Source organism: Ensifer adhaerens, from assembly GCF_020035535.1.
Taxonomy (GTDB): Bacteria; Pseudomonadota; Alphaproteobacteria; order Rhizobiales; family Rhizobiaceae; genus Ensifer.
The window spans coordinates 838,145-859,017 of record NZ_CP083350.1 but is presented as its reverse complement, the minus strand read 5'-3'; the positions used below and the strand labels follow the sequence as shown (position 1 = coordinate 859,017).

16 protein-coding genes are annotated in these 20,873 nt (G+C 61.2%); 7 read left to right on the top strand and 9 right to left on the bottom strand.

Annotation, left to right across the window (positions count from 1 at the left end):
- Positions 1-3 precede the first annotated feature (3 nt).
- The gene (locus tag LAC81_RS24315; protein ID WP_223729715.1) at positions 4-1,257 is read left to right on the top strand and encodes an adenylate/guanylate cyclase domain-containing protein; all 1,254 of its coding nucleotides are present in this window, start codon (positions 4-6) and stop codon (positions 1,255-1,257) included.
- 53 nt (positions 1,258-1,310) lie between these two features.
- Here LAC81_RS24315 and hutC read toward each other — a convergent pair whose 3' ends face one another.
- Positions 1,311-2,090 carry a histidine utilization repressor gene (gene hutC, locus LAC81_RS24310; protein ID WP_223729714.1) on the bottom strand — a complete coding sequence of 260 codons (780 nt, stop codon included), beginning with the start codon at positions 2,088-2,090 and terminating at the stop codon, positions 1,311-1,313.
- 631 nt (positions 2,091-2,721) lie between these two features.
- Here hutC and repA point away from each other — a divergent pair.
- From repA to LAC81_RS24290, 4 genes are all read left to right on the top strand, one after another.
- The gene (gene repA / locus LAC81_RS24305) at positions 2,722-3,918 is read left to right on the top strand and encodes a plasmid partitioning protein RepA (RefSeq protein WP_419195889.1); all 1,197 of its coding nucleotides are present in this window, start codon (positions 2,722-2,724) and stop codon (positions 3,916-3,918) included.
- A 3-nt stretch (positions 3,919-3,921) separates the two neighbouring features.
- Complete coding sequence (repB, locus tag LAC81_RS24300; protein ID WP_223729712.1) at positions 3,922-4,929, top strand: plasmid partitioning protein RepB; 1,008 nt, start codon at positions 3,922-3,924, stop codon at positions 4,927-4,929.
- Positions 4,930-5,085: 156 nt separating this feature from the next.
- Complete coding sequence (repC, locus tag LAC81_RS24295) at positions 5,086-6,375, top strand: plasmid replication protein RepC (RefSeq protein ID WP_223729711.1); 1,290 nt, start codon at positions 5,086-5,088, stop codon at positions 6,373-6,375.
- Between the two features lie 1,341 nt (positions 6,376-7,716).
- Positions 7,717-8,880: an RHE_PE00001 family protein gene (locus LAC81_RS24290; protein WP_223729710.1), complete on the top strand. Its 1,164-nt coding sequence runs from the start codon at positions 7,717-7,719 to the stop codon at positions 8,878-8,880.
- Between the two features lie 34 nt (positions 8,881-8,914).
- On the opposite strand, the gene LAC81_RS24285 is transcribed toward LAC81_RS24290, so the two are convergent.
- The 5 genes from LAC81_RS24285 to LAC81_RS24265 form a co-directional block, all read right to left on the bottom strand.
- Positions 8,915-9,130 (bottom strand): hypothetical protein, encoded by a 216-nt coding sequence (locus LAC81_RS24285; RefSeq protein WP_113539508.1) that lies wholly within the window; start codon positions 9,128-9,130, stop codon positions 8,915-8,917.
- Between the two features lie 52 nt (positions 9,131-9,182).
- On the bottom strand, positions 9,183-9,884 hold the full coding sequence (locus tag LAC81_RS24280; RefSeq protein WP_223729709.1) for a Crp/Fnr family transcriptional regulator: 702 nt from the start codon (positions 9,882-9,884) through the stop codon (positions 9,183-9,185).
- Between the two features lie 678 nt (positions 9,885-10,562).
- Positions 10,563-12,068 (bottom strand): tripartite tricarboxylate transporter permease, encoded by a 1,506-nt coding sequence (locus LAC81_RS24275; RefSeq protein WP_223729708.1) that lies wholly within the window; start codon positions 12,066-12,068, stop codon positions 10,563-10,565.
- Between the two features lie 10 nt (positions 12,069-12,078).
- On the bottom strand, positions 12,079-12,540 hold the full coding sequence (locus LAC81_RS24270) for a tripartite tricarboxylate transporter TctB family protein (RefSeq protein WP_223729707.1): 462 nt from the start codon (positions 12,538-12,540) through the stop codon (positions 12,079-12,081).
- A gap of 226 nt (positions 12,541-12,766) precedes the next feature.
- Positions 12,767-13,744, bottom strand: a complete 978-nt coding sequence (locus tag LAC81_RS24265; RefSeq protein WP_223729706.1) for a tripartite tricarboxylate transporter substrate-binding protein — start codon at positions 13,742-13,744, stop codon at positions 12,767-12,769.
- A 332-nt stretch (positions 13,745-14,076) separates the two neighbouring features.
- Here LAC81_RS24265 and LAC81_RS24260 point away from each other — a divergent pair, with 332 nt between their 5' ends.
- A complete protein-coding gene (locus tag LAC81_RS24260) occupies positions 14,077-15,921 on the top strand; it encodes a TPR end-of-group domain-containing protein (RefSeq protein ID WP_223729705.1) in 1,845 nt (614 codons plus the stop codon).
- 62 nt (positions 15,922-15,983) lie between these two features.
- Here LAC81_RS24260 and LAC81_RS24255 read toward each other — a convergent pair whose 3' ends face one another.
- From LAC81_RS24255 to LAC81_RS24245, 3 genes are all read right to left on the bottom strand, one after another.
- Positions 15,984-16,769, bottom strand: a complete 786-nt coding sequence (locus LAC81_RS24255; RefSeq protein WP_223729704.1) for a pseudouridine synthase — start codon at positions 16,767-16,769, stop codon at positions 15,984-15,986.
- A gap of 79 nt (positions 16,770-16,848) precedes the next feature.
- Complete coding sequence (locus LAC81_RS24250) at positions 16,849-18,411, bottom strand: D-aminopeptidase (RefSeq protein ID WP_223729703.1); 1,563 nt, start codon at positions 18,409-18,411, stop codon at positions 16,849-16,851.
- 99 nt (positions 18,412-18,510) lie between these two features.
- Positions 18,511-20,229: an ABC transporter ATP-binding protein gene (locus tag LAC81_RS24245; protein WP_223729702.1), complete on the bottom strand. Its 1,719-nt coding sequence runs from the start codon at positions 20,227-20,229 to the stop codon at positions 18,511-18,513.
- Positions 20,230-20,604: 375 nt separating this feature from the next.
- Between LAC81_RS24245 and LAC81_RS24240 the strand changes: the two genes are divergently transcribed.
- Positions 20,605-20,865, top strand: a complete 261-nt coding sequence (locus tag LAC81_RS24240; RefSeq protein WP_223729701.1) for a DUF6074 family protein — start codon at positions 20,605-20,607, stop codon at positions 20,863-20,865.
- Positions 20,866-20,873 lie beyond the last annotated feature (8 nt).

Sequence of the window (20,873 nt, the reverse complement as noted above, 5' to 3'; positions counted from 1 at the left end):
CAAATGCAGATGTCTTCGCAAGCCCCCTCGCCTTCGCTTGAGGAAGGACACTGGCCGGCTCGACGCCGGAGCGTGCTCGACTGGCTGATCATCGAAACGCGTAACGAGCGGTTCATCGACAACATCCTCGTTGAAATGTGCGAGCGGCTGCAGGCAGCCGGCGTCCCGGTTGCGCGTGCGACGTTGCATTTCCGGATCAATCATCCGCAGTGGCTCGGCGCCCGTATCCTCTGGCGCAAGGGTTTGGCCGAGGGTGAAATCGACCTCTACGACTATGGCACCCAGAACACCGCGCTCTACCTCAATAGCCCGCTCTATGTAATCAACAATGGCGGCGCGGAGGTTCGCACGAACCTGGAGGCCCTGACGGACGAGCATTCCCAAAACTCGCTCTATGTCGACCTGAAGGCCGAAGGCCTGACCGAATACATAGCCTGGCCGCTCGAACACACGCTTGGCAAACGCCATGTCGTCACCTTCGCCACCGACCGAAAGGGCGGATTCGAGGAAGAGCACGTCGCCTTTCTCTTGGATCTTCTACCCGCTTTGGCCCTCGTCAGCGAAATCCGGTTGAAAAACCGGTTCGTGCGGACGCTGCTCGAAACCTATGTCGGCCCACATGCCAGCGAACAGATTCTTGCCGGCGCCACGACACGTGGCAGCGGCGTTACCGTCGGCGCAGCTATTCTGATCTGCGACCTGCGAAACTTCACCAAGCTCTCGGATCTTTGGCCGCGCGACGACGTGATCGATCTGCTCAATGCCTATTTCGACGCGATGTCGGAACCGATCGAGCGGCATGGCGGCGAGATCCTCAAATTCATGGGCGATGGCCTGCTGGCGATCTTTCCGCTCAGCAACCCGAATGCCGCCGAAAACCTGCTGCAGGCGATCCGCGAGGCGGAAGCGGCAATCGCTCTTCTCAACAAGGACAACCTCGAAAAGGGCCGCGAGCCCTTTGGTTACGGGATCGGAGTCCATGTTGGTGACGTGATGTACGGCAATATCGGCTCACGCCGCCGGCTGGACTTCACGGTGATCGGCCCCGCGGTCAATATCGCCTCCCGGCTTGAGAGCCTGACCAAGGAAACGAAACGACCGGTGCTTCTGTCGCGGGCCTTCGTGGAGATGGCCGGATGCGCATCCAGCATGGAGCATCTCGGCTCCTATCCCGTCAGAGGGATAGGCGAGCCGATCGAGGTCTTTGCCTTTTCCGGCAACGGCCCGGCCCCTGTCTTGCGCGTCGTTGGAGAGTAGCCCGTTGTCCGCGGACAACTGTCGGACCCGAAATAGAAAAATGTGTTAGCCGGCTACCCGATCGGGCTCGGCGCGAACTGGGCAACGAGTTCGTGGCGATCGCCGGGATAGGTCAGCCGGACATGCGTCACCGGCGCACGGCCGCTCCAAGTGCGGCGCTCGATGACCAGGCAGGCGGTGCCGGTCGAAATGTCGAGCGCCTGGGCCGCCAGTTTGTTCGCCGCAACCGCCCGAATGCGGTGTTCCGCCGTACTCCACGGCACCTTGCCGAGCAGCCACGAACCAGGCGCCGCAGTTTCAAACAGTTCCGCCTCCGCCTCCGGCACCGCCGCCAGGCTGATCAGGCGTTCCTCGAAACAAAACGGACGCCCGCCGGCAAAATGCCGACACGTAACATCGAGCAGCCTCGCCGATGTCGGAAGATCCAGCCGTTCGACGTCGCGGGTCTCCACACTGCGAAGCTTTCGCTCGTCCAGACGAAAACTGTAGTCGAGCCCCAGAGATTGGACTTCGAGCTTGACGTCGTGGATTTCCATGACCGCCGACTGAACCTGCGGAAAGGTGACATAGCTGCCCGACTTGCGTCTGCGCTCGATCAATCCGCGCTTGACCAGTTCGGTCAGCGCCTTGTTCACGGTCATCCGTGAGCAGCCGTATTGTTCCGTCAGTTCGTGTTCGAATGGAATTCGGTGGCCCGGCGGCCATTCTCCGGAGAGGATGCGCCCCTCCACGTCCCCGAGTATCCGCTGATGCAAGGATAAGGGCTGCCCTTGATTGTCGACAGCACCGTCAGGATGATCGTTCGAACCGGTTCGGTCTTGCTTGGTGTCCATGACACCGAACTTAATCATTTCGCGGCGGCGAAACAGCCCTTCTCTCGCTGTTTCGCGCTTTTCCACCATGGCCGCGGACACTTCGCTCGATGTTGACAGCTGTCAACGTCCGCAATTCACTCACCAGATGATCAATAGAGGAGATGCCAAGGCGTCAGGAATGCTCGCGCCCACTCCTGATTGCGATCAGACTCTTCACAGTCGGCTTTCTCAACCGGAACCGCCGGCGCAATCTCCACTCTCGATTGCCGCGTCGCCTTCGGCGGCGGCGGCGCCAGATAACCAAGGGTCATTCCACCTAGATAGAACATATCGGACCTTCTCGCGTCACGCCTCTGATGAACACAATCGTGACACAATCAGCCCGCCTGTCAATAGTCTATAAATTCTATACTCTTTTAGAGCTTCTTTTATCGCCTGCGAAGACGGCAGCGAACGCCACCGACGCTTGCCGCGATCACGCAGTTGTCCGCGGACAACCGGGTGCCAAAACCAGCTCATTAGCCGCCAAAACAGGCCCCTGGGTATAAATCGCTATGCGTTTGTAAATCCGAACCGAATCGGAGCATAGTGCATCTGCGCATATTGTTCCGATATGACGATATTTGCGCAGTTTTCGGGGAACCCAATGTTGCAACAGAAAATTCAAGGTCACGACGAACAGGAGCATCTGCCGACGCTTCTGGCTGCCGATGCTTTGGAACTGGCACATCAGTTGCAGCAGCATCAAAAAAAGATCTTTCCTCCACAGGCCCAAAAGGCAATGCGCCTCTTCAGCCCTGCCGAGGCCGCCGCCTTCATTGGAATCGGTGAAGGCTATCTGAGGCAGGTGGCTTCAGAGGGCCACGGCCCGGCGCCCTTGTCAAACGGTCGGCGGATGTATGCGGTCGAAGATATTGAGCGCATCCGTCGCGTTCTCGACGACGGCGGCAAATCCGGGAAATACATCCCGCACCGTCGCGGCGACGAGAAGCTTCAGGTCATATCGGTCATGAATTTCAAGGGTGGATCGGCGAAGACGACGACATCCGCTCACCTTGCCCAATATCTGGCCCTTCGCGGCTATCGCACCCTGGCGATCGACCTTGATCCACAGGCTTCGCTCTCTGCCCTCTTCGGCCATCAGCCGGAACTGGACGTTGGCGAAGGCGAAACGCTTTACGGCGCGATCCGTTACGACGAGCCGCGGCCGATCGCCGACATCGTCCGTTCGACCTACACGGCGAACCTTCACCTCATCCCCGGCAATCTCGAGCTCATGGAATTCGAGCACGAGACCCCGAAGGCGATGATGATGGGTGGTGCCGCCGAGACCCTGTTTTTCGCACGCATTGGCGACGTTTTGGCGGAAATCGAGAGTTTCTACGATATCGTCGTCATCGACTGCCCGCCGCAGCTCGGCTTTCTCACCATGTCGGCGCTCTGCGCCGCAACGTCCGTTCTCATCACCGTGCATCCGCAAATGCTCGACGTCATGTCGATGTCGCAGTTCCTGTCGATGACGAGCGAATTGATGAGTGTCGTCGAGAAAGCCGGAGGCCGCACAAGCTACGACTGGATGCGCTATCTCGGCACGCGATTCGAGCCGAATGACGGTCCGCAGAGCCAGATGACCGGCTTCATGCGTGCCATTTTCGGCAATCGCATGCTGCAGAGCGCGATGGTGAAGTCGACAGCTATCTCCGATGCCGGCGTGACGAAGCAGACGCTCTATGAAGTCGAGCGCTCGCAATTCGTCCGCGGCACCTACGACCGCGCCATGGATTCTCTGAACCAGGTCAATGGCGAGATCGAAGAACTGATCCGCCAGGTTTGGGGGAGGAAGTAATCCATGGCCCGCAAGAATCTGATTGGAATTACGGACGACACCGCCGGCAACGACGCGAAAGCGGAACGCTTGGCCAAAGGCCGGCCAATCGCCGGTCTGAGTGTGGGCGCGCGGCCAGCAAGTGCCGTCGGCGGCATCACTCGTTCGCTTTCGAACATCACTCAGAAAGTTGAGCGCGCCCAGGAACTGGAGCGCCAACTTGCTGAAGGATTGACGATCGTCGATCTCGATCCCGCACTCATCGACGCTTCATTCATCGTCGATCGCCTCGAGATCGGGGCAGATGCGCAATCCGCACTCGCAGAACAGATACGCGAGCACGGTCAACAGGTTCCGATCCTCGTGCGTCCGCATCCGGAAACCGATGGACGCTACCAGGTCGCTTACGGCCATCGCCGATTGGCCGCCGCGCGCTCGCTCGGCGGCAAGGTGCGCGCAGTTGTCCGCGATCTCAGCGATGAACAGTTGGTCGTCTCCCAGGGGCAGGAAAACAACACCCGAACGGATCTGTCATTCATCGAGCGGTCGCTCTTTGCCACTCGCCTTGAGGACCGCGGTTTTTCCCGTGAGATCATCATGTCCTCGCTCGGCGTCGATAAGGCCGCACTTTCCAAGATGATTTCCGTCGTTCGTCGGCTACCGACCACACTGATTGAGGCGATTGGGCCGGCACCGTCGGTCGGTCGTCGCCGTTGGTTCGACCTCGCCGAACTGCTTGCCGAAGCAGGAAAATGCGAAGCTGCCGACGTCTTTGTCAAAGACAACCAATTCCAGGCGGCGGGAAGCGATCAGCGTTTTGATGCGCTTTGCGCCTTCCTGAGCACCTCCAGGGCGCGCACCAGAGCCATCGCATGGGTAGCGCCCGACGATACAACCCCGGTCCGGATCCGCGAAACGGATGGCGAGACAACGCTGTCCTTCAACAGGAAGAAGGCGCCGGGTTTCGCAGATTTCGTGAGGCAGAGGCTCAAATCTCTGTACCTCGAATATCAAGAGGAAACAGGAGACTAAACAGAGCAAAAGAAAAAGGCTTCCGAACGACTAGCGCTGCGGAAACCCTTCTCTCGTGTAGCAACTAGAGAATCCCATTTCCGCGAATCGGTGTCAAGAGTTTTCAACGTCGTTTCGGCGAACGAATTTCTTTTGCCTTGAAAAAGGTGAAGGCGAATGGATTGTGGGATTGTCACGACGCCCTTCGGGCGGCGGGCGATGTCGCTTGGGATGTTGGCACACCAACTTTCCAGCGCTTCGGCCGTCGACGAAGGCAAGGTCGACAAATGGAAATTATTTCGAACGGTTTGCGCCACCAAGTCGAGCCTTGGGGTTTCCGATCGTTCGCTTGCCGTCTTGAACGCATTGCTGTCGTTCTACCCGAAGACGGAAATTGCGGCAGCGGACGGCCTCGTAGTGTTTCCGTCTAATGCTCAGCTGTCTCTGAGAACCCACGGCATGGCCGAGACGACGCTCCGGCGGCATCTTGCCACACTGGTCGAGGCTGGCCTCATTCTCCGGCGCGATAGCCCGAACGGTAAGCGTTACGCGCGCCGCGACCGCAAGGGGGCGATCGGCCAGGCATTCGGGTTCGATCTTGCTCCGTTGCTCTCTCGCGCAGCCGAGTTCGAAGCCGAGGCCGCTCGTCTGGAAGCAGACCGGCGATATCTTCAGATGATGCGGGAACGCATGAGCCTCTGCCGCCGTGACGTTGCCAAGCTGGTCGATCTGTTGCGCCCATCTGACCTCGCCTATGCAGAAGAGGCGGAAACGCGCTGCCAGGCTGCCTATATGTCGCTCTCGCGCAAGCCCTCCATCGCTGAGATCGAACGCCTCCTTCCGGTTCTCGTCCAGCTACAGGACGAATTGACTAATCGTCTGGAAAATCTACTGAAAACACAAAATACGGCTGCCAATGAACGCCAAAATGAGCGGCACATACAGAATTCAGAATCCGATTATCTTTCTGAATCTGAACCGGCTGATGAGAGAGCGGGGGTGAGATCTTCGCCCAATGCCTCGACGGGTGTAGCGGAGATGGATCAGAATGCGGATGATCTGCCTGCAGGTATCGAAACATCGTCGCCGCCGGCACGTCTTAGGCACCAGCCCGCGTCCCCTGCCCTAAACTCTCCAGCACCGCTGCCGCTGGTCTTGAAAGCCTGCCCGCAAATCCGCGACTACGGCCCATCCGGTCGTGTCGACAGCTGGCGCGATCTCATCACAGCCACAACCGTCGTCAAAAACATGCTAGGGATCAGCCCAGACGCCTACAACGACGCCTGCGCTACACTGGGGCCGGAAACAACCGCGACAGTGCTGGCCTGCCTTCTGGAGCGAGCTGAGCACATACATTCAGCCGGCGCCTATCTGCGTGACCTTACGCGTCGTGCAAAGAACCAATCGTTCGCGGTCTCGGCAATGCTATCGGCACGCTTACGTGCCCAGGCTTCCGGTGTTGCATGAATGGAGGATGACGACCGATATCGCTGGGACTGAGATGGGCTTTTAATGCGGCTACTTCGATTGCGGCAGCGACGTCTTGTATAAGGCGGACAAATGAAGGAGACTGGATATGCAAGGATTCGTTGATATCTCTGCGATATTCTAGGGTCAGAGATTCAATTTGAATCATCACCATCTCCTAGAAAACATTGATGTTTTATCCCTTCCGGAAGGAAAGGGGCAGTTTTCTTCCGTCTCCCGGATTGAGCTAACTTCAACCCTACAACGTAGCGGCTCGCATGCGTAGTCTTCGCTCAGAACAGGACAATCGGTCTGCTGCAGCGGCGCTGCTTGGGATGGAGTTCGAACGTCGATTCTGGTCCTAAGGATATCGGATTTGGGCTCCTGCTTTTCTGAACGCCGGTGTTGGCAACTGAGAGATGCGGGCTATGGATGCGAAGAGATTTCGGACCCGGCGGGAATGAGAAAAGCTTCAAATCAGCCAGCGGAATTTTTCCGGACGAGATCTGCGATAGATCGGTTCCCAGATCTGAGGCCGAGATTTTGGATCGATCCGTCGCTCACTTTCCGACACGAAGTTTGATGCGTGAAGCCAGCCGCGAGTTTTCGACGATGCTTGGTGCAGTCACAATTCAGTAAAGAGGCGCCGGAAAGGCGCACTAAGGCTAGGGTGCTCGCATCGGCCATGCCAGGACAATCAATATCGGAAGCGGTGGCACCTCCTCTGTTGGAGAGCGCCAAGTCGAGCAGATGCACGCTTTGCTCAATCGCCTCGTATGGCGCACGACGCTATTCCCTTCGTTCGCGTCGAACAGGCTTGCAAGGGCCAAATCCGGTACGGGGGCTAATGCACAGCACAAGGGCGGGCATCTATAAGATGCCGCAACAGCTCAGTACATTTGAGCGAGGTCTCTGGGGAAGTTTGAAAGAAGCGCTGGCGCAGGCAGAACGCAGCCTTGACAGCGCAGACGATCAAGGAAGTTGATCAAACCGATCTTGCGATCGCGCACCTTGCCCGCCAGGAAACGGGTACCAAGGCATGAGTGGCAGCCCAAAGAGCGAGCGTTGACAGCTGTCAACAATCGACCCATGTGGGACATGAGAGTGACGGGGTCACTCACCTCAAGAGGCCTTGCTCCGGGCCCAAACCAGGCGCACGATACACTCCACGTATGCCGATGTAAGGGGGCCTGGATGCCCTGGCCGATGCGACGCGTCACCCGCCATACTGGCTAGACGCTATCCAAATTAATGTAGATATATAGGTCTGACATCCTGCATCTGTGACGGAAACGAATATCGTGTTACGTTCCGTTTCTGCGTCAACATCCTTAGTTTGAAATGCGATACAAGCTTCCCGATCCCTATCATCCGATGCTCCTTCGGCTGCTGATTTCGGCGGAAGATAGCTTGGCGCGACTGGACGAACGAACAAACCGCCATGCGGTGGAAGATGGTTTTCGGGAACGCGGCCACTTCTTTGACGCTGCCGCTGCGCTTTGGGTTGCCGGTGAACTCGTCCATGTCGAGGATCTCGTGCTGCACGATGCCCATATGGATGCCCGTGCCCCAACGCATGAATTGACGATTGCTCATTCGGTCATACGCGCGCGGCGGCGCATCTGGCTCGGCGAACCTGACTGGGCACTTTCAGCCCACGGCCTTGCGGCCATTCGGGGAGAGCAGGTCGCCCCCGCCAATGCCAGCGGTACCTCTGCCGAGACACAACAACTGGAGCCGACGTCTTCTGCCGTGGATAGAAGCCGGATTGAAGCGGACGAAGAGGAAGACGCCAATCCGATGGCTGCCGAGTTTGCGGCGATCGATGCGGCGATCGCTCGGTCACAACAACTGCTGGAAGCGCACGACAAGGATGTGCTCGAAGTCGCCGAGCGTGCGGCCCAGGTGACTGCACAGGAACCAATGGGACAGTTGGGCCTGCTCTTTGATGAGGATTGGGACGAAGACGCTCGGATCGACGAATGGCGCCAGGTGGTGGCGACGGCAGATCAATTGCCGGCCAGCCTGGGTGCTGCGCTTCTCTTCGACGCCTGGGAGCGGATCGAACCACTGCGGCGGCAGCACTGGTTGGGCTCGCTGCTCGTTGGCGCCTATCTGAGATCACGCGGTAAGGTGACTTCGCATCTTCTCACCTTCAATGCCGGCCAGAAGGTCGTGCGCCATGAGCGACGGCGTTCGCAGGATCCCGTGACGCGATGGAGCGCATTTCTGGAAGCGATGACGCTAACGGCGGATTTGGGCCTCAAGGAACTCGACCGACTGTCGTTGGCAAAGACGCAGATGGAGATGCGTATCCGCGATCGGCGATCCAACAGCAGCCTGCCGGCGCTGATCGAGTTGGTTCTATCACGACCGATCGTTTCTGCCGCGCTGGTTGCCCAGCATGTCGGCGTCACGCCACGCGGCGCATTGAACCTCGTGCGCGAACTTGGTATTCGCGAAATGACCGGCCGCGGACGCTACCGCGGCTGGGGTGTGCTCTAGGCGTCGGCGGCATGCCCAACGGGCATGCTCGCCATCAGCCCATGGTGATCAGGATCAGCAGCACGAAGACGGTTGGAACGAGAGCCAGCGCCGGGATGATGATCGCCGGGTAGCCGAAGGCGACGATCGCGAGCAGCCAGATCAATGCGCAGTTGATCAGAAACAGCACCTTTGCCGTCTGTGATCCCTGTATGGCTTCCTTCAGCATCCAGCCGAACACCGGCACGTTATAGACAAGTCTTGCAATCATTGTGGTTCCTTTCCTGGGGGCAGTCCGGGTGGGGATGGACTGTCGGAGGTCGTCAGTTTTGGGGACGTGCACCGCTGCCCGATCGCTGCCGCGTGAAGCCGGCAGCTGCTTCGAGGCGTTCGGGATCGAGCAAGCGCATGGATTTCGGATGGCTGAAATCGATCAGGCCCTCGCGCTTGAAGCGATTGAGACAGCGGCTGACGGTCTCGACGGTAAGGCCGAGCCAGTCGGCAAGATCTGCCCGTGTGAGATGGAGGTGGAAGCTCAAGCGGGCAGGGACGGCGTTCCGGCCGCCGTGATTGAACAGGCGCGATAGCTCGACCAATGCACTTGCTACCTTCTCAGCGGCAGTCTTGCGACCGAGCAAGGTGGCATGCGCCTGCAACCGATGCAGCGTCGTCTTCAATTCACTGGCGATCGCCGGATTGGTCGCGTGAAGCTCGGCATCGCCCAGGGATTCGATACGGGCAATGCTCAGGGTCTCCGCCGTGGCGATGTTGCGTCCATCGACCGTAAAGCCGAAGAGCCGGCCGGGACCGAGCACATCGGTGATCTGCCGGCGACCGTCGTCGAGCAGTTGAGAGAGAACGATACAGCCGTCGAGCACGCGAAAGAGCGAGCGATTGCGGCCGCCTTCAAAGAGCAGCGTGAAGTTTTCACCGACCACGCGGCTGCGCGCAGGAAGCCGCTGCAGGCGGGGCAACGCAAGGGGAGGGGCCACAATAGGGGCGGCAGCGGATTGAGTTTCGGGCATGGGAGATGTCCGCATTGCGGATACGTGGAGGCTTGGCGCCTCGTTGCCATCCGACATCGAAGAAGGGCGTTGACAGCTGTCAACGCAGGTTCAAAGCCTGGAAACGGCCTTGGGTGGTCCTCGTGGACTGGCATTTGGGGAATGAACCTGCGGCCCCGGCTGTACCGCTATCGCCACGACCGTTGGCGATAGGCTCCCTTGCAGGCGCTCGCCGACAGTGTCGTCCGGTAGCGTTAGCAGCGTCCAGAAAAACCGGCAGGCACTGCAGACGTGCTTCTGCGTCGGCTTTTCGTTGCCATCCCCGTCAGGGCCGGCTTGACAGAAGTCCGGTAGCGATCCGTCTGGAAGGGCGTAGAGCACGTAGTCGGATGCCGGGATCGGAGAGGAGGCAAAAGCCGGGCTAAGGTGAGCGAAACCCAGCAGGAAAAGAGCCATGGCGCACAGCGTGCGCATGGCCTTGTCCCATCTCGATTTCGTGCGACGTGTCATCGCTTGGGTTCGCTCTCGTCTCTTTCTTCGCTGAGGCAGAGATAGGCGAGCGGCTTGACAAACCTCAATGTGGCAAACCGCGCAGGGGCAGAATGCCGCAGTTAAGAGAACGCGGCGCATCCGGGTGGATGCGCCGCGTATTAACATATTGATATATATTGATAATGTCGAGAAAATGGCTGGCAGGGATCAGTCTTCCTCGACAAAAACCTCCTGGCGCTTGGCCTTTACACTCGGCAGGAACACGACGATGAGCACCAGGGCCGCAATCAGAAGCAGGATGGCGCTGATAGGCCTTGTAACGAAGGTCGTCGGGTCGCCGCGCGACAGGATCATGGCCCGGCGAAGGTTTTCCTCAAGCAGCGGCCCGAGCACGAAGCCGAGCAGCAGCGGCGCCGGTTCGCAGCGCAGCTTCAACAGCAGGTAGCCGACGAGGCCGAAGAAGGCGACGGCATAGAGGTCGTAGACGTTGGAGTTGACGCTGTAGACGCCGATCGAGCAGAACGCCATGATGATCGGGAACAGCACGTAGTAGGGGATCTTGAGCAGCTTCACCCAGAGCCCGATCAGGGGCAGGTTCAGGACCACCAGCATCAGGTTGCCGATCCACATCGAGGCAATGATGCCCCAGAAGAGCGCCGGCTGCTCGGTGGCGACGTTCGGACCGGGTACGATGCCCTGGATGATCATCGCGCCGATCATCAAAGCCATGACCGGGTTGGCCGGTATGCCGAGGGTCAGGAGCGGAATGAACGAGGTTTGGGCGCCGGCATTGTTGGCGCTTTCCGGCCCAGCGACGCCAGCGATGGCGCCATGGCCGAACTCTTCAGGACGATCAGAGACCCGCTTCTCCACCGTATAGGAGGCGAAGGCGGCAAGGATCGCACCGCCACCCGGCAGGATGCCGAGCGCCGAGCCGATGATGGTGCCGCGCACGATCGGCGCGAACATGCGCTTGAAGTCGTCACGGGTCGGCATCAGGTCGGTGACCTTCGCCATCAGCACTTCGCGGGTGCGCTCGTTTTCGAGGTTGCGCAGGATCTCGGCGATGCCGAAGACGCCGACCGCAAGCGCCACGAAGTTCAGCCCGTCGGCGTATTCGCGGATGCCGAGGGTGAAGCGCGGCGTACCGGAGTAGATATCGGTGCCGACCAGCCCGAGCAGCAGGCCGAGTGCTACCATGGCCAGGGCTTTGGTGATCGAGCCATGGGCGAGTGCGATCGAGGAAACGAGGCCGACGATCATCAGCGAGAAGTATTCGGCTGCGCCGAATTTCAGCGCGATCTCGGTCAGTGGTGGCGCGAAGACGGCAACTAGGAAGGTCGAGACGGTGCCGGCGAAGAATGAGCCGAGTGCCGCGATGGCAAGCGCTGCGCCGGCGCGGCCTTTGCGGGCCATCTGGTAGCCGTCGATTGCAGTGACCGCCGAGGAGGATTCACCCGGCATGTTGATCAGGATCGCGGTGGTCGAACCACCATACTGGGCGCCGTAGTAGATGCCGGCCAGCATGATCAGCGACGAGACCGGCTCAAGCTGGAAGGTGATCGGCAGCAGCATGGCGATGGTCGCCGTGGCGCCAATGCCTGGAAGCACGCCAATCAAGGTGCCGAGCAGAACGCCGATCAGGCAGAAGAGCAGGTTGGCAGGGGATGCGGCGGTCGCAAAACCGAGGGCGAGATTGCTGAAGAGTTCCATCGGGCGTCTCCTAGAACCGGACCCAAGGGCCAATGAGCTGGAACGGCAAGCCCAGGCCATAGCTGAACACCGCGACCGAGAAGGCCGTGAGCGTCAGGGAAAGCGCCAGTGCCATGAGCGGCTTCATCCGACCGGATGCGAAACAGGCGATCAGCGCCGTGAAGAACAGCGCCGGCACGAAGCCGAGGCCGCGGACCGTGAGACCGAAGAAGACGGGCGCCGGCAGGATGAAGGCCATGCCGCGCAGCGCGATCGGGCCTATGGGCTCGCCCTGGACACGGGTGGACTGCACGAGGATCACGATGCCGAGCAGCGTCAGAATGAGCGAGAGGACCAGCGGGAAATAGCCAGGGCCCATGCGAAAGGCGGTGCCCAGCTCGAGATTGAAAGCCTGCCAGGCGAAGCACAGCCCGACCGCTGTCAATATCCCGCCGCAGAGCGCATTGGTGGTGTCGAAGGAGAGTGATTTCATCGTGTCCCCATATGTTCTGGCGGGGCAGCCGGCCGAGGCGTGTCTGACGGCCTCCCGCATTGGCGTTGCCGGCTTTATGCCGGGTTCGCGCATTGGGCGGCAGGTTGACAGCTGTCAACGGCAGTTGACGGCGTTTGATCCCTCTCCGGGCACCGTCACAGCAGTCCCAATGTCAGAGACGCCGCGCTCCCGGGTGAACCGGCGCGCGGCGCGGCGAGCGGGTCTATCAGTCGGCGTATTGGCCGGCTGCTTCGATTACCGGCTTCCAGCGTGCGATTTCGCCTTCAAGCTTCGCCTTCAGCGCGGCCGGTGTGGCATCGGCTTCCGACGAGGGCTCCGTGCCGAGTTCGCCGAAGCGGGCGACGACGTTCGGATCCTTGAGCGCAACCTGCAGCGACTTGGACAGGCGTTCGGTGACTTCGGCCGGCGTGCCCTTCGGGGCATAGATGCCGTGCCAGATGCCGACCTGAAGGTTAGGCAGACCGGCTTCGGCGGTTGTCGGCAGATCCGGGAATACCTTCAGGCGCTCGGGCGAGGTGACGGCATAGGCCTTGATCGTGCCGCCCTGGATCTGCTTCGTGGTGTTGGTCGTCTGGTCGCACATGATGTCGACCTGGCCACCGAGAAGATCGGTCATCGCGGGACCAGTCCCCTTGTAAGGTACGGTCGTCAGTGGCGTCTCGACGGCGCTCATGAACATCATGCCGCAGAGATGCGAGGCGGCGCCGATACCGGCATTGGCGACGGTGACCGTGTCCTTGTTCGCCTTGACGTAGTCGACGAGACCTTTCAGGTCGGTCGGCTCAAGGTCCTTGCGTGCGACGATGGTCATGGGCACCTCGGTGACGAGGCCGACATATTCGAAGGAGTTCAGCGTGTCATAGGCGAGCTTGCGATAAAGGGTGGCGCTCGTTGCCATGCCGATATGGTGCAGCAGCACGGTGTAGCCATCCGGATCGGCCTGTGCGACGCGGCCGGCGCCAAGCGTGCCGCCAGCGCCGCCGACGTTCTCGACGATGATCTGCTGGCCGAGATCCTTGGACATGGATTCAGCGACCAGGCGCGCAACCGTATCCGTCGGGCCACCGGCGGAGAAGGGCACGACCATGGTGATCGAGCGTTCGGGGTAGGTTTGTGCATTGGCGGAAACGGCGAAAAGCGACAGGGCGGCAACAGCGCCGAACAGGGCATTCAGGGTTTTCATCTCTTCCTCCCGGATGAAACATCGGCCCGCCGGCAAGGTTTCCTCCCGCGCCGGTTCTGGGTGCCCCATTTGCAAACGCAAACTTTGCGCAGACAACGGCTTAGGGGGGGCACGGCGCGTATTTGTCCGGCGCGGGCTTTGATTTGGGTGGATTTGGAAACATGCGGCCAATCGCATGGGTGGATTTCCACCCATCACCGGTGATGCGGTGTGCCCGTTTGTGTTCAAGGACGCGCGGATGCCCTCGCTTGTTTCCAGTGTCCGGGTGTGTTGCACTACCCCCGGGGGAGGCCGAGCCTTCACAGTGAGCACTCGCCCATGGGAATGGTTGGATGCGCAAACTGGCCGCTGTTCTTTGTATCGATATCGCCGGCTACAGCAAGCTGATGGGGCGCGATGAGGCCGGTACCCTCGCCCGCGTCAAGGCGGCCTTTGCGGCATTCGATCCGACGCTTGCGCAGCACCACGGCCGCGTCGTCAAGCTGATGGGCGACGGCGCCCTGATCGAGTTCGCAAGCGCGGTCGACGCGACCGTCTGCGCGATGGCGCTTCATGGGGTGGCCACGGCGACCGATCCGTTGCTCCGCTTTCGCATGGGGCTGAACCTGGGTGATGTGATCGTCGAAGACGGTGATCTCTTTGGGGAAGGGGTCAATATCGCGGCGCGGCTGCAGACGCTTGCCGAGCCCGGCGGCATCATCCTCTCCGAAGCGGTCCGGGAGCACGTCGCCGGAAAGCTGAACATCAGACTCGATGATCTCGGGCCGATGTCCCTCAAGAACATCGAGCGTCCCGTCCGCGCTTTCGCCGTCCAACCCGGGGTGCCGGCAGAGGCGAAAGGAAAGCGCGAACGGATCGGTATCTGTGTCCTGCCCTTCACCAATATGAGCGGCGATCCGGAGCAGGACTATTTCAGCGCGGGCGTGACCGAGGACATCATCATCGACCTCAGCAAGCTCTCGGCGCTCTCGGTCGTCTCGCGGGCGACCTCTTTCGGTTTGAAGGCACAGCGCGCGCGGGTCGTCGCGCAGCAACTGAACGTCGCCTACATCCTCGAAGGCAGCGTGCGCAAGGCCGGTGATCGGATCCGCCTGGCGGCGCAGCTGATCGATGGGGCAAACGAGGCAACGGTCTGGGCCGAGCGCTTCGACCGAGACATCAAGGACGTGTTGTTGCTGCAGTCGGACCTGGCGAGCGCCGTCGTCGAGGCGCTCCGGCTTCAGCTCCTGCCGGCGGAGCGCCAGGCATTGGAGCGCAAGGCGCCGACCGATCCGGAGGCGTACAAGCTCTTCCTCCTGGCGCGCGAATACAACATCACAGGATCCGAAAGACACCTGCCGCTGATCATCCGGCTCTGCCGCCGCGTGACCGAGCTGGAGCCCGCCAATGCACGGGCCTGGGCCCTTCTTGGCGAAACCCTCAATCGTCTCGGGCGCAGCATCGGTGGTGGGGAAACGGGCGAGCTGGAAATCGATCGCGCTCTCGAACTCGACCCCGGCCTCGCCAGCGCTCATGCCGCAAAGGCGTTGCAGTTTTTATACCGGGGACAGTTTGGGGAGGCGGAGCGGCAATGCGCCATTGCGCTGCAGCTTGAGCCAGACGACTACGCCACCAATCTCGCCGCCGGGCGAACCTTCATCATGCAGCGCCGCTACGATGACGCCATTCGCCACTTCGAGCGGGCCGCAGCGCTGGCGCCAGCGGACTACAACGCCGCGGCCATGGCGATCCAATGTTACCAGGGCAAGGGCGACGAACAGGCGGCACGGGAGGCCTGTCGCCGGGCTCTGGCCAGGATCGAGCGCATCGTCGCGGCCGAACCGGATCATAGCGGCGCAATCGGGCACGGTGCCGGTATCCTCGCCCTCCTTGGTGATCGCGAGAGGGCCAGCGAATGGGCATCGCGGGCCAGTCTGCTGGAGCCTGACAATATCCAGCTGCAGGCAAACCTGGTTTGTGCCTGGGCGATCAGCGGCGACGCGGAAGCGGCTCTGGAAGCGCTCGAGGGCATAGCGCTGAAGATGAGTCGGGAGCTGCTGGTGTGGATGGAAAACGACAATGACCTGGACAGTCTGCGTTCACTACCGCGCTTCGCACAGGTCATGCGCGCAGTGAGGGCCCGCTTCGGGAGACTACCCTCGTCTGAAAGGGATGCGCTGAATGAGGATTCGGTATAGCCCCGAGGCCGAACGTATTCACCCGAGATCGCGGTGATGTGGCGCCGCTTCCAGTCGCGCAGTCAAAGACCGGTGCGTTGCCGCAGATAGGCGATTTCCTCGCTGGTCAGGCTGCGGCTCCCACCCTTCGGCAAATCGCCAAGAGCGATCGTTCCGATCGAAACCCGCAGCAGACGCAGCACCTCGAAGCCGAGCGCATCGAGCATGCGACGGATCTGGCGGTTGCGGCCCTCCTCGAGTTCCACTTCGATCCACGTGTTCTTGTCGCCACCCCGGAGGTGAACGGCGCGGGCGGCATGCAGCATCTCGCCGCCTTCCTCGATGCCGGCAACCATCTGTCCGAGATGAGCGTCACCGATCTGCCCGGCAATCTGCACGTGGTAGACCTTGCCGAGATGCGTTTCAGGATCGAGCAGGCGCTGGGCGAGCACCGTGTCGTTGGTGAAAAGCAGAAGGCCCTCGCTTGCCTTGTCGAGGCGGCCGACGGGCGACAGGAACGCGGTGTCGCTATCGCTCAGGCAATCGAACACGGTTGGCCGGCCTTCCGGGTCGTGGCGGGTGGTCACCAGTCCACGCGGCTTGTTCAGCATCAGATAGATCTTCTGTTCGGCAAGCACCGGCTTGCCATCGACGGTGATGCGATCCTTGTCGATGTCGACCCACTGCGAAAGGTCCGCGACCTTGCGCCCACCGACGCTGACGCGTCCTTCGAGCACAAGCTTTTCGGCCTGCGTGCGCGAACAGTAGCCGAGCTTTGAAAGCGCACGGGCAACCGTCACGCGCTTGCCGGCATCTGCCACGGGGCGGCGGCCGGTATCTCGAGCGGCTGTGGGTCGCTTTTGCTTCACGCTGTGGTCTTCCGGTTTCTGGTCATGTGGCTGCCGTTGCCGAGCATTTTGCTTAGCATTGCCGCCCTCGGTCGCGGCATCAGCCGATCTTCGTGTAGTCGATCCGTCGGGCAAGCCAGCAGCCGATGGTGAGGCCGGCCACGTTGCCTTGCGGATCACGCCGCACAAGCACGGTCCAGTCTCCCGGTGCCGGTGCGTCCATCGAGCGCTTGCAGCGAAGCAGCCAGACGTCTTCGGCCAGCGGTCGCATGGCGAGCATCGCGCCGGTGCCTAGCACACCGTCGAAGCCGCCGTAGAAGACGCCATTGGTGGAGACGATATCGAGATGGGCGTCGAGCTCAGCCGAAAGATAGCGGCCGGCGATATCGGGAAGGGCTGTCCCGGAGACGCGGTCGGCGCTCACCGTCAGATTTTCGCGAGGCCGTTCCATGCGTATCGAAGCGCCCTGCTGTGTCAGCGTCACTGCAGCCGAACGGGCGCTGCCGTCGGCGCTGACGGAGAGCGTTTCGGGAGAGGTCGCAAACCGCAGCTCGACGCGGGACGGTCCGGCAGTCCTGGTGACCAGGGCGAGGCCCGTTTCCGGATCGAGATAGCTTCCGGTGTTCTCAGCGTCCCAGCTTCCGGATGCGGCCTCGGCATCCGTGTGGCCGAGAGCGACCTTCATCAACGCCACGGCCGCCGCATGGGCATCGCCTTCGTGATTGAACATCACCATGACCGAGAGGCGTTCTGCGGGGGCATAGAGCCTGCGGCAGCGGAAACCGCGTAGCGCGCCACCGTGGCCGCTGATGGCCGCATCGCCGATCGTCTCGTGTGCGAGGCCGAAACCGTACGGTGCCGGGCGGCCATCCGCATAGCTCTGCGGGGCAGCGAGGCGGCGGTAGAGTCCGTCCGCGTCGTCACGCGTCCTGTCGATGAAACGCTCCCAGGCCAGCATGTCGTCAAGCGAGGCGGAAACACCGGCGTCGCCTGCCCAGTAGATGCGGTTGAGCGCCTCGAAATAGCCCGTCGTCTCGTTGCCTTCGTAGCCGACGATACCGTCCGGCGGCAGGCTCGTGTCCGGTGTCAGGGCGGCTGTCTGCATCGCCGCGGGATCGAAGACCGAGCGCTGATAGAGTTCCGCCATCGAGCGGCCGGTATGCTCCTCGATGAGGTCGGCGAGAATGCGGAAGTTGCCGTTGGAATAGGAATAGCGGGTGCCGGGCTCGAAATGCGTCGAGCGCGCCCTGGAGAGCAGCGGTCGGGCATCCTCGCGCCGGAAGATGCCGTCGTGGCTGGCGCCTTGCAGCACCGTCAACGCCCAGTAGTCGCGAAGTCCGGACTGGTTGTGGCAGAGGTGCGCAGCGGTCGGGCGCTTGCCTTCAAGCAAGGGGAGATAGGCGTCGAGTGCGCGGTCGAGCTTTTGCGGATGGCCGATCGTATCCAGCAGAACGGCGCAGGTCAGTTGCTTGGTGACCGAGCAGATCGGGATCCGCGTCGCCATCGTCATCGGCTTGCGAGCCGCCAGGTCGGCATAGCCCCAGGCATGTCGGAAGAGGACCTCCCCATCCCTGACCACGCCGGCAACGCCGCCCGGTCCCGGGTAGTGTTGCGGCAAGGCCGCGATGGCGCGTTCAAGGACGGAAAGATCAGGAGTGTTCATGGCGCTGAAGGATCGATCGGACGGAGGGCAGGGGGCGAATTTACATCGTTCGTATCGCCCCCTCCTTCCGCATGCAATGCCTGCGGCTCCACGGTCGTATCAGCCGGCGCCTGCCTGCGCGTGATAGAGGCGGCTATAGGCGCCCTTGGCGGCGAGCAGCGTTTCATGCGGCCCCTGCTCGCGAATGCCACTGCCGTCGACGACGACGATGCGATCGGCATCGCGGATCGTTGCCAGCCGGTGCGCGATGATCAGCGTGGTGCGGCCCTTGGAGAGTTCGGCCAGCGACTGCTGGATCGCCCTTTCCGTTTCGGTATCGAGCGCCGAGGTTGCTTCGTCGAGGATGAGGATCGCCGGGTTCTTGAGGAACATGCGGGCGATTGCCAGCCTCTGCTTCTGTCCGCCGGAGAGCTTTACACCGCGCTCGCCGATCACGGTGTCCATGCCCTCCGGCAAGGCCTGGATCATGCCGTCGAGCTTGGCGCGCCGCGCGGCATCAAGGATGTCCTCTTCGCTGGCCCCGAGCCGTCCATAGGCGATGTTGTCGCGGATCGTGCCGGCAAAGAGGAAGACGTCCTGCTGCACGATGCCGATCTGGCCGCGCAGCGACGAAAGCGTGATGTCGCGAATGTCGATGCCATCGACAGTGATCGAACCTTCGCTGACCTCGTAAAAGCGCGGCAGCAGCGAGCAGATGGTCGTCTTGCCGGCGCCTGACGGGCCGACGAAGGCGATGGTCTCGCCGGCATGGATCGCGAGGTCGATGTTCTGGATAATCGGCTTTTCGGCGCTGTAGCCGAACGAGACGCCGCGATAGGTGATGTCGCCCTTGAGTCCGGCGACGTCGGCAGCACCCGGCCGGTCCTCGATATCGGGTTCGGTCTCCATCAGTTCGAGGAAGCGTTTGAAGCCGGCGATGCCCTTGGGATAGGTCTCGATGACCGAATTGATCTTTTCGACCGGTCGGAAGAACACGCCGACCAAAAGCAGGAAGCTGACGAAGCCGCCGTTCGTCAGTTCGCCCGTCAGCACGAAATAGCAGCCGGTGATCATCACTATCAACTGCGTCAGCCGCATGCTCATGTAGCTGAGCGACGTGCTGGCAGCCATGATGCGATAGGCTTCGAGCTTGGTACGGCGGTAGTTCTGGTTGTCGGTCTCGAACAGGCTGCGCTCATGCGCCTCGTTGGCGAAGGCCTGCACCACCCGCATGCCGCCGACATTCTCCTCGATGCGGGCGTTGAAGTCGCCGATCCGGCCGTAGAGGCTGCGGAAATTGCGGGTCATTCGCCCGCCATAACGGCTGGTGACCCAGGCCGTCAGCGGCACCACGGCGGCGGTGATCAGCGCCAGTTGCCAATGCACCATCAGCATCAGCAACAGCGCGCCGATGAAGGTCATGATCGCGATGAACAGATCTTCCGGCCCGTGGTGGGCGACTTCGCCGATTTCTTCCAGGTCCTTCGTCAGGCGGCCGACCAGATGGCCAGTCTTCTGATTGTCGAAGTACGAGAAGGAGAGCTTCTGCAGATGGTCGAAGGCCATCCGTCGCATGTCCGTCTCGATGTTGATGCCCAGCATGTGGCCCCAATAGGTGACCGTCGCCATCAGGCCCGTATTGAGCAGATAGACGAGCAGAAGACCGGCCGAGGACAAGAGGATCAGCGTCCATTCCTGGCTTGGCAAGAGCTGGTCGACGAACAGCTTCACCGCGATCGGGAAGCCGAGTTCAAGCAGGCCGGACAAGACGGCGCAGGAAAAGTCGAGAATGAACAGGCCGCGATAGGGGCGGTAAAACGCGAAGAAACGCTTCAACATGGAGGTGCACTCACTGGGGGGCGGCGACCGAGGGTCGGTATAAATATGAATTCCAATGTCATGTTTTGTGCCGGAAACCAACCCAGAAAAGCGGAAAACCGTGTCTTGTATTTGACGGGGGCGACATCTTCCGTCTCGTAAAAGGTCAATCGGTATTTGTCGGGGTCGGCGGGAAGGAAACGTTAACCATAAGCTTCGTAGAAAAGGAAATCACCAGAGTGCTTCGCCTTCGATCGGGGACATCGGAGGCGTGTGGGGCGCTCGATTTATCGACAAGCGTGAGGCGTCTTCATGCGTTCGCGTCAACGCACGAAGCTCCAGGGGGCGAATGAGACGATGGCAGCCAATCAATCAGTAAAAGCCACGGAATCCGATGTGAGCACGATCGTTCCGTTTCCGGTGGCAAGGAGATTGACCGCCATCCGCAGCGCCGCCGCCGAGCTTGAAGATCTGCATGGCGCCGAAGCCCTGCAATTCTGGCGCCGCCGCTGCCGCGCCCTTGCCGACGAACTGTTTGCCTGCGGCTGCTCGGAAGAGGAAGTCCGCCGGCAGGTGATGGACTTCCAGGGTGAGGTTCAGGCCGAGCTACAGCACCGCCACCTCTCGCGCGTCTCTCAGGGCGTGATGAGCCAGTAACGGCTCGC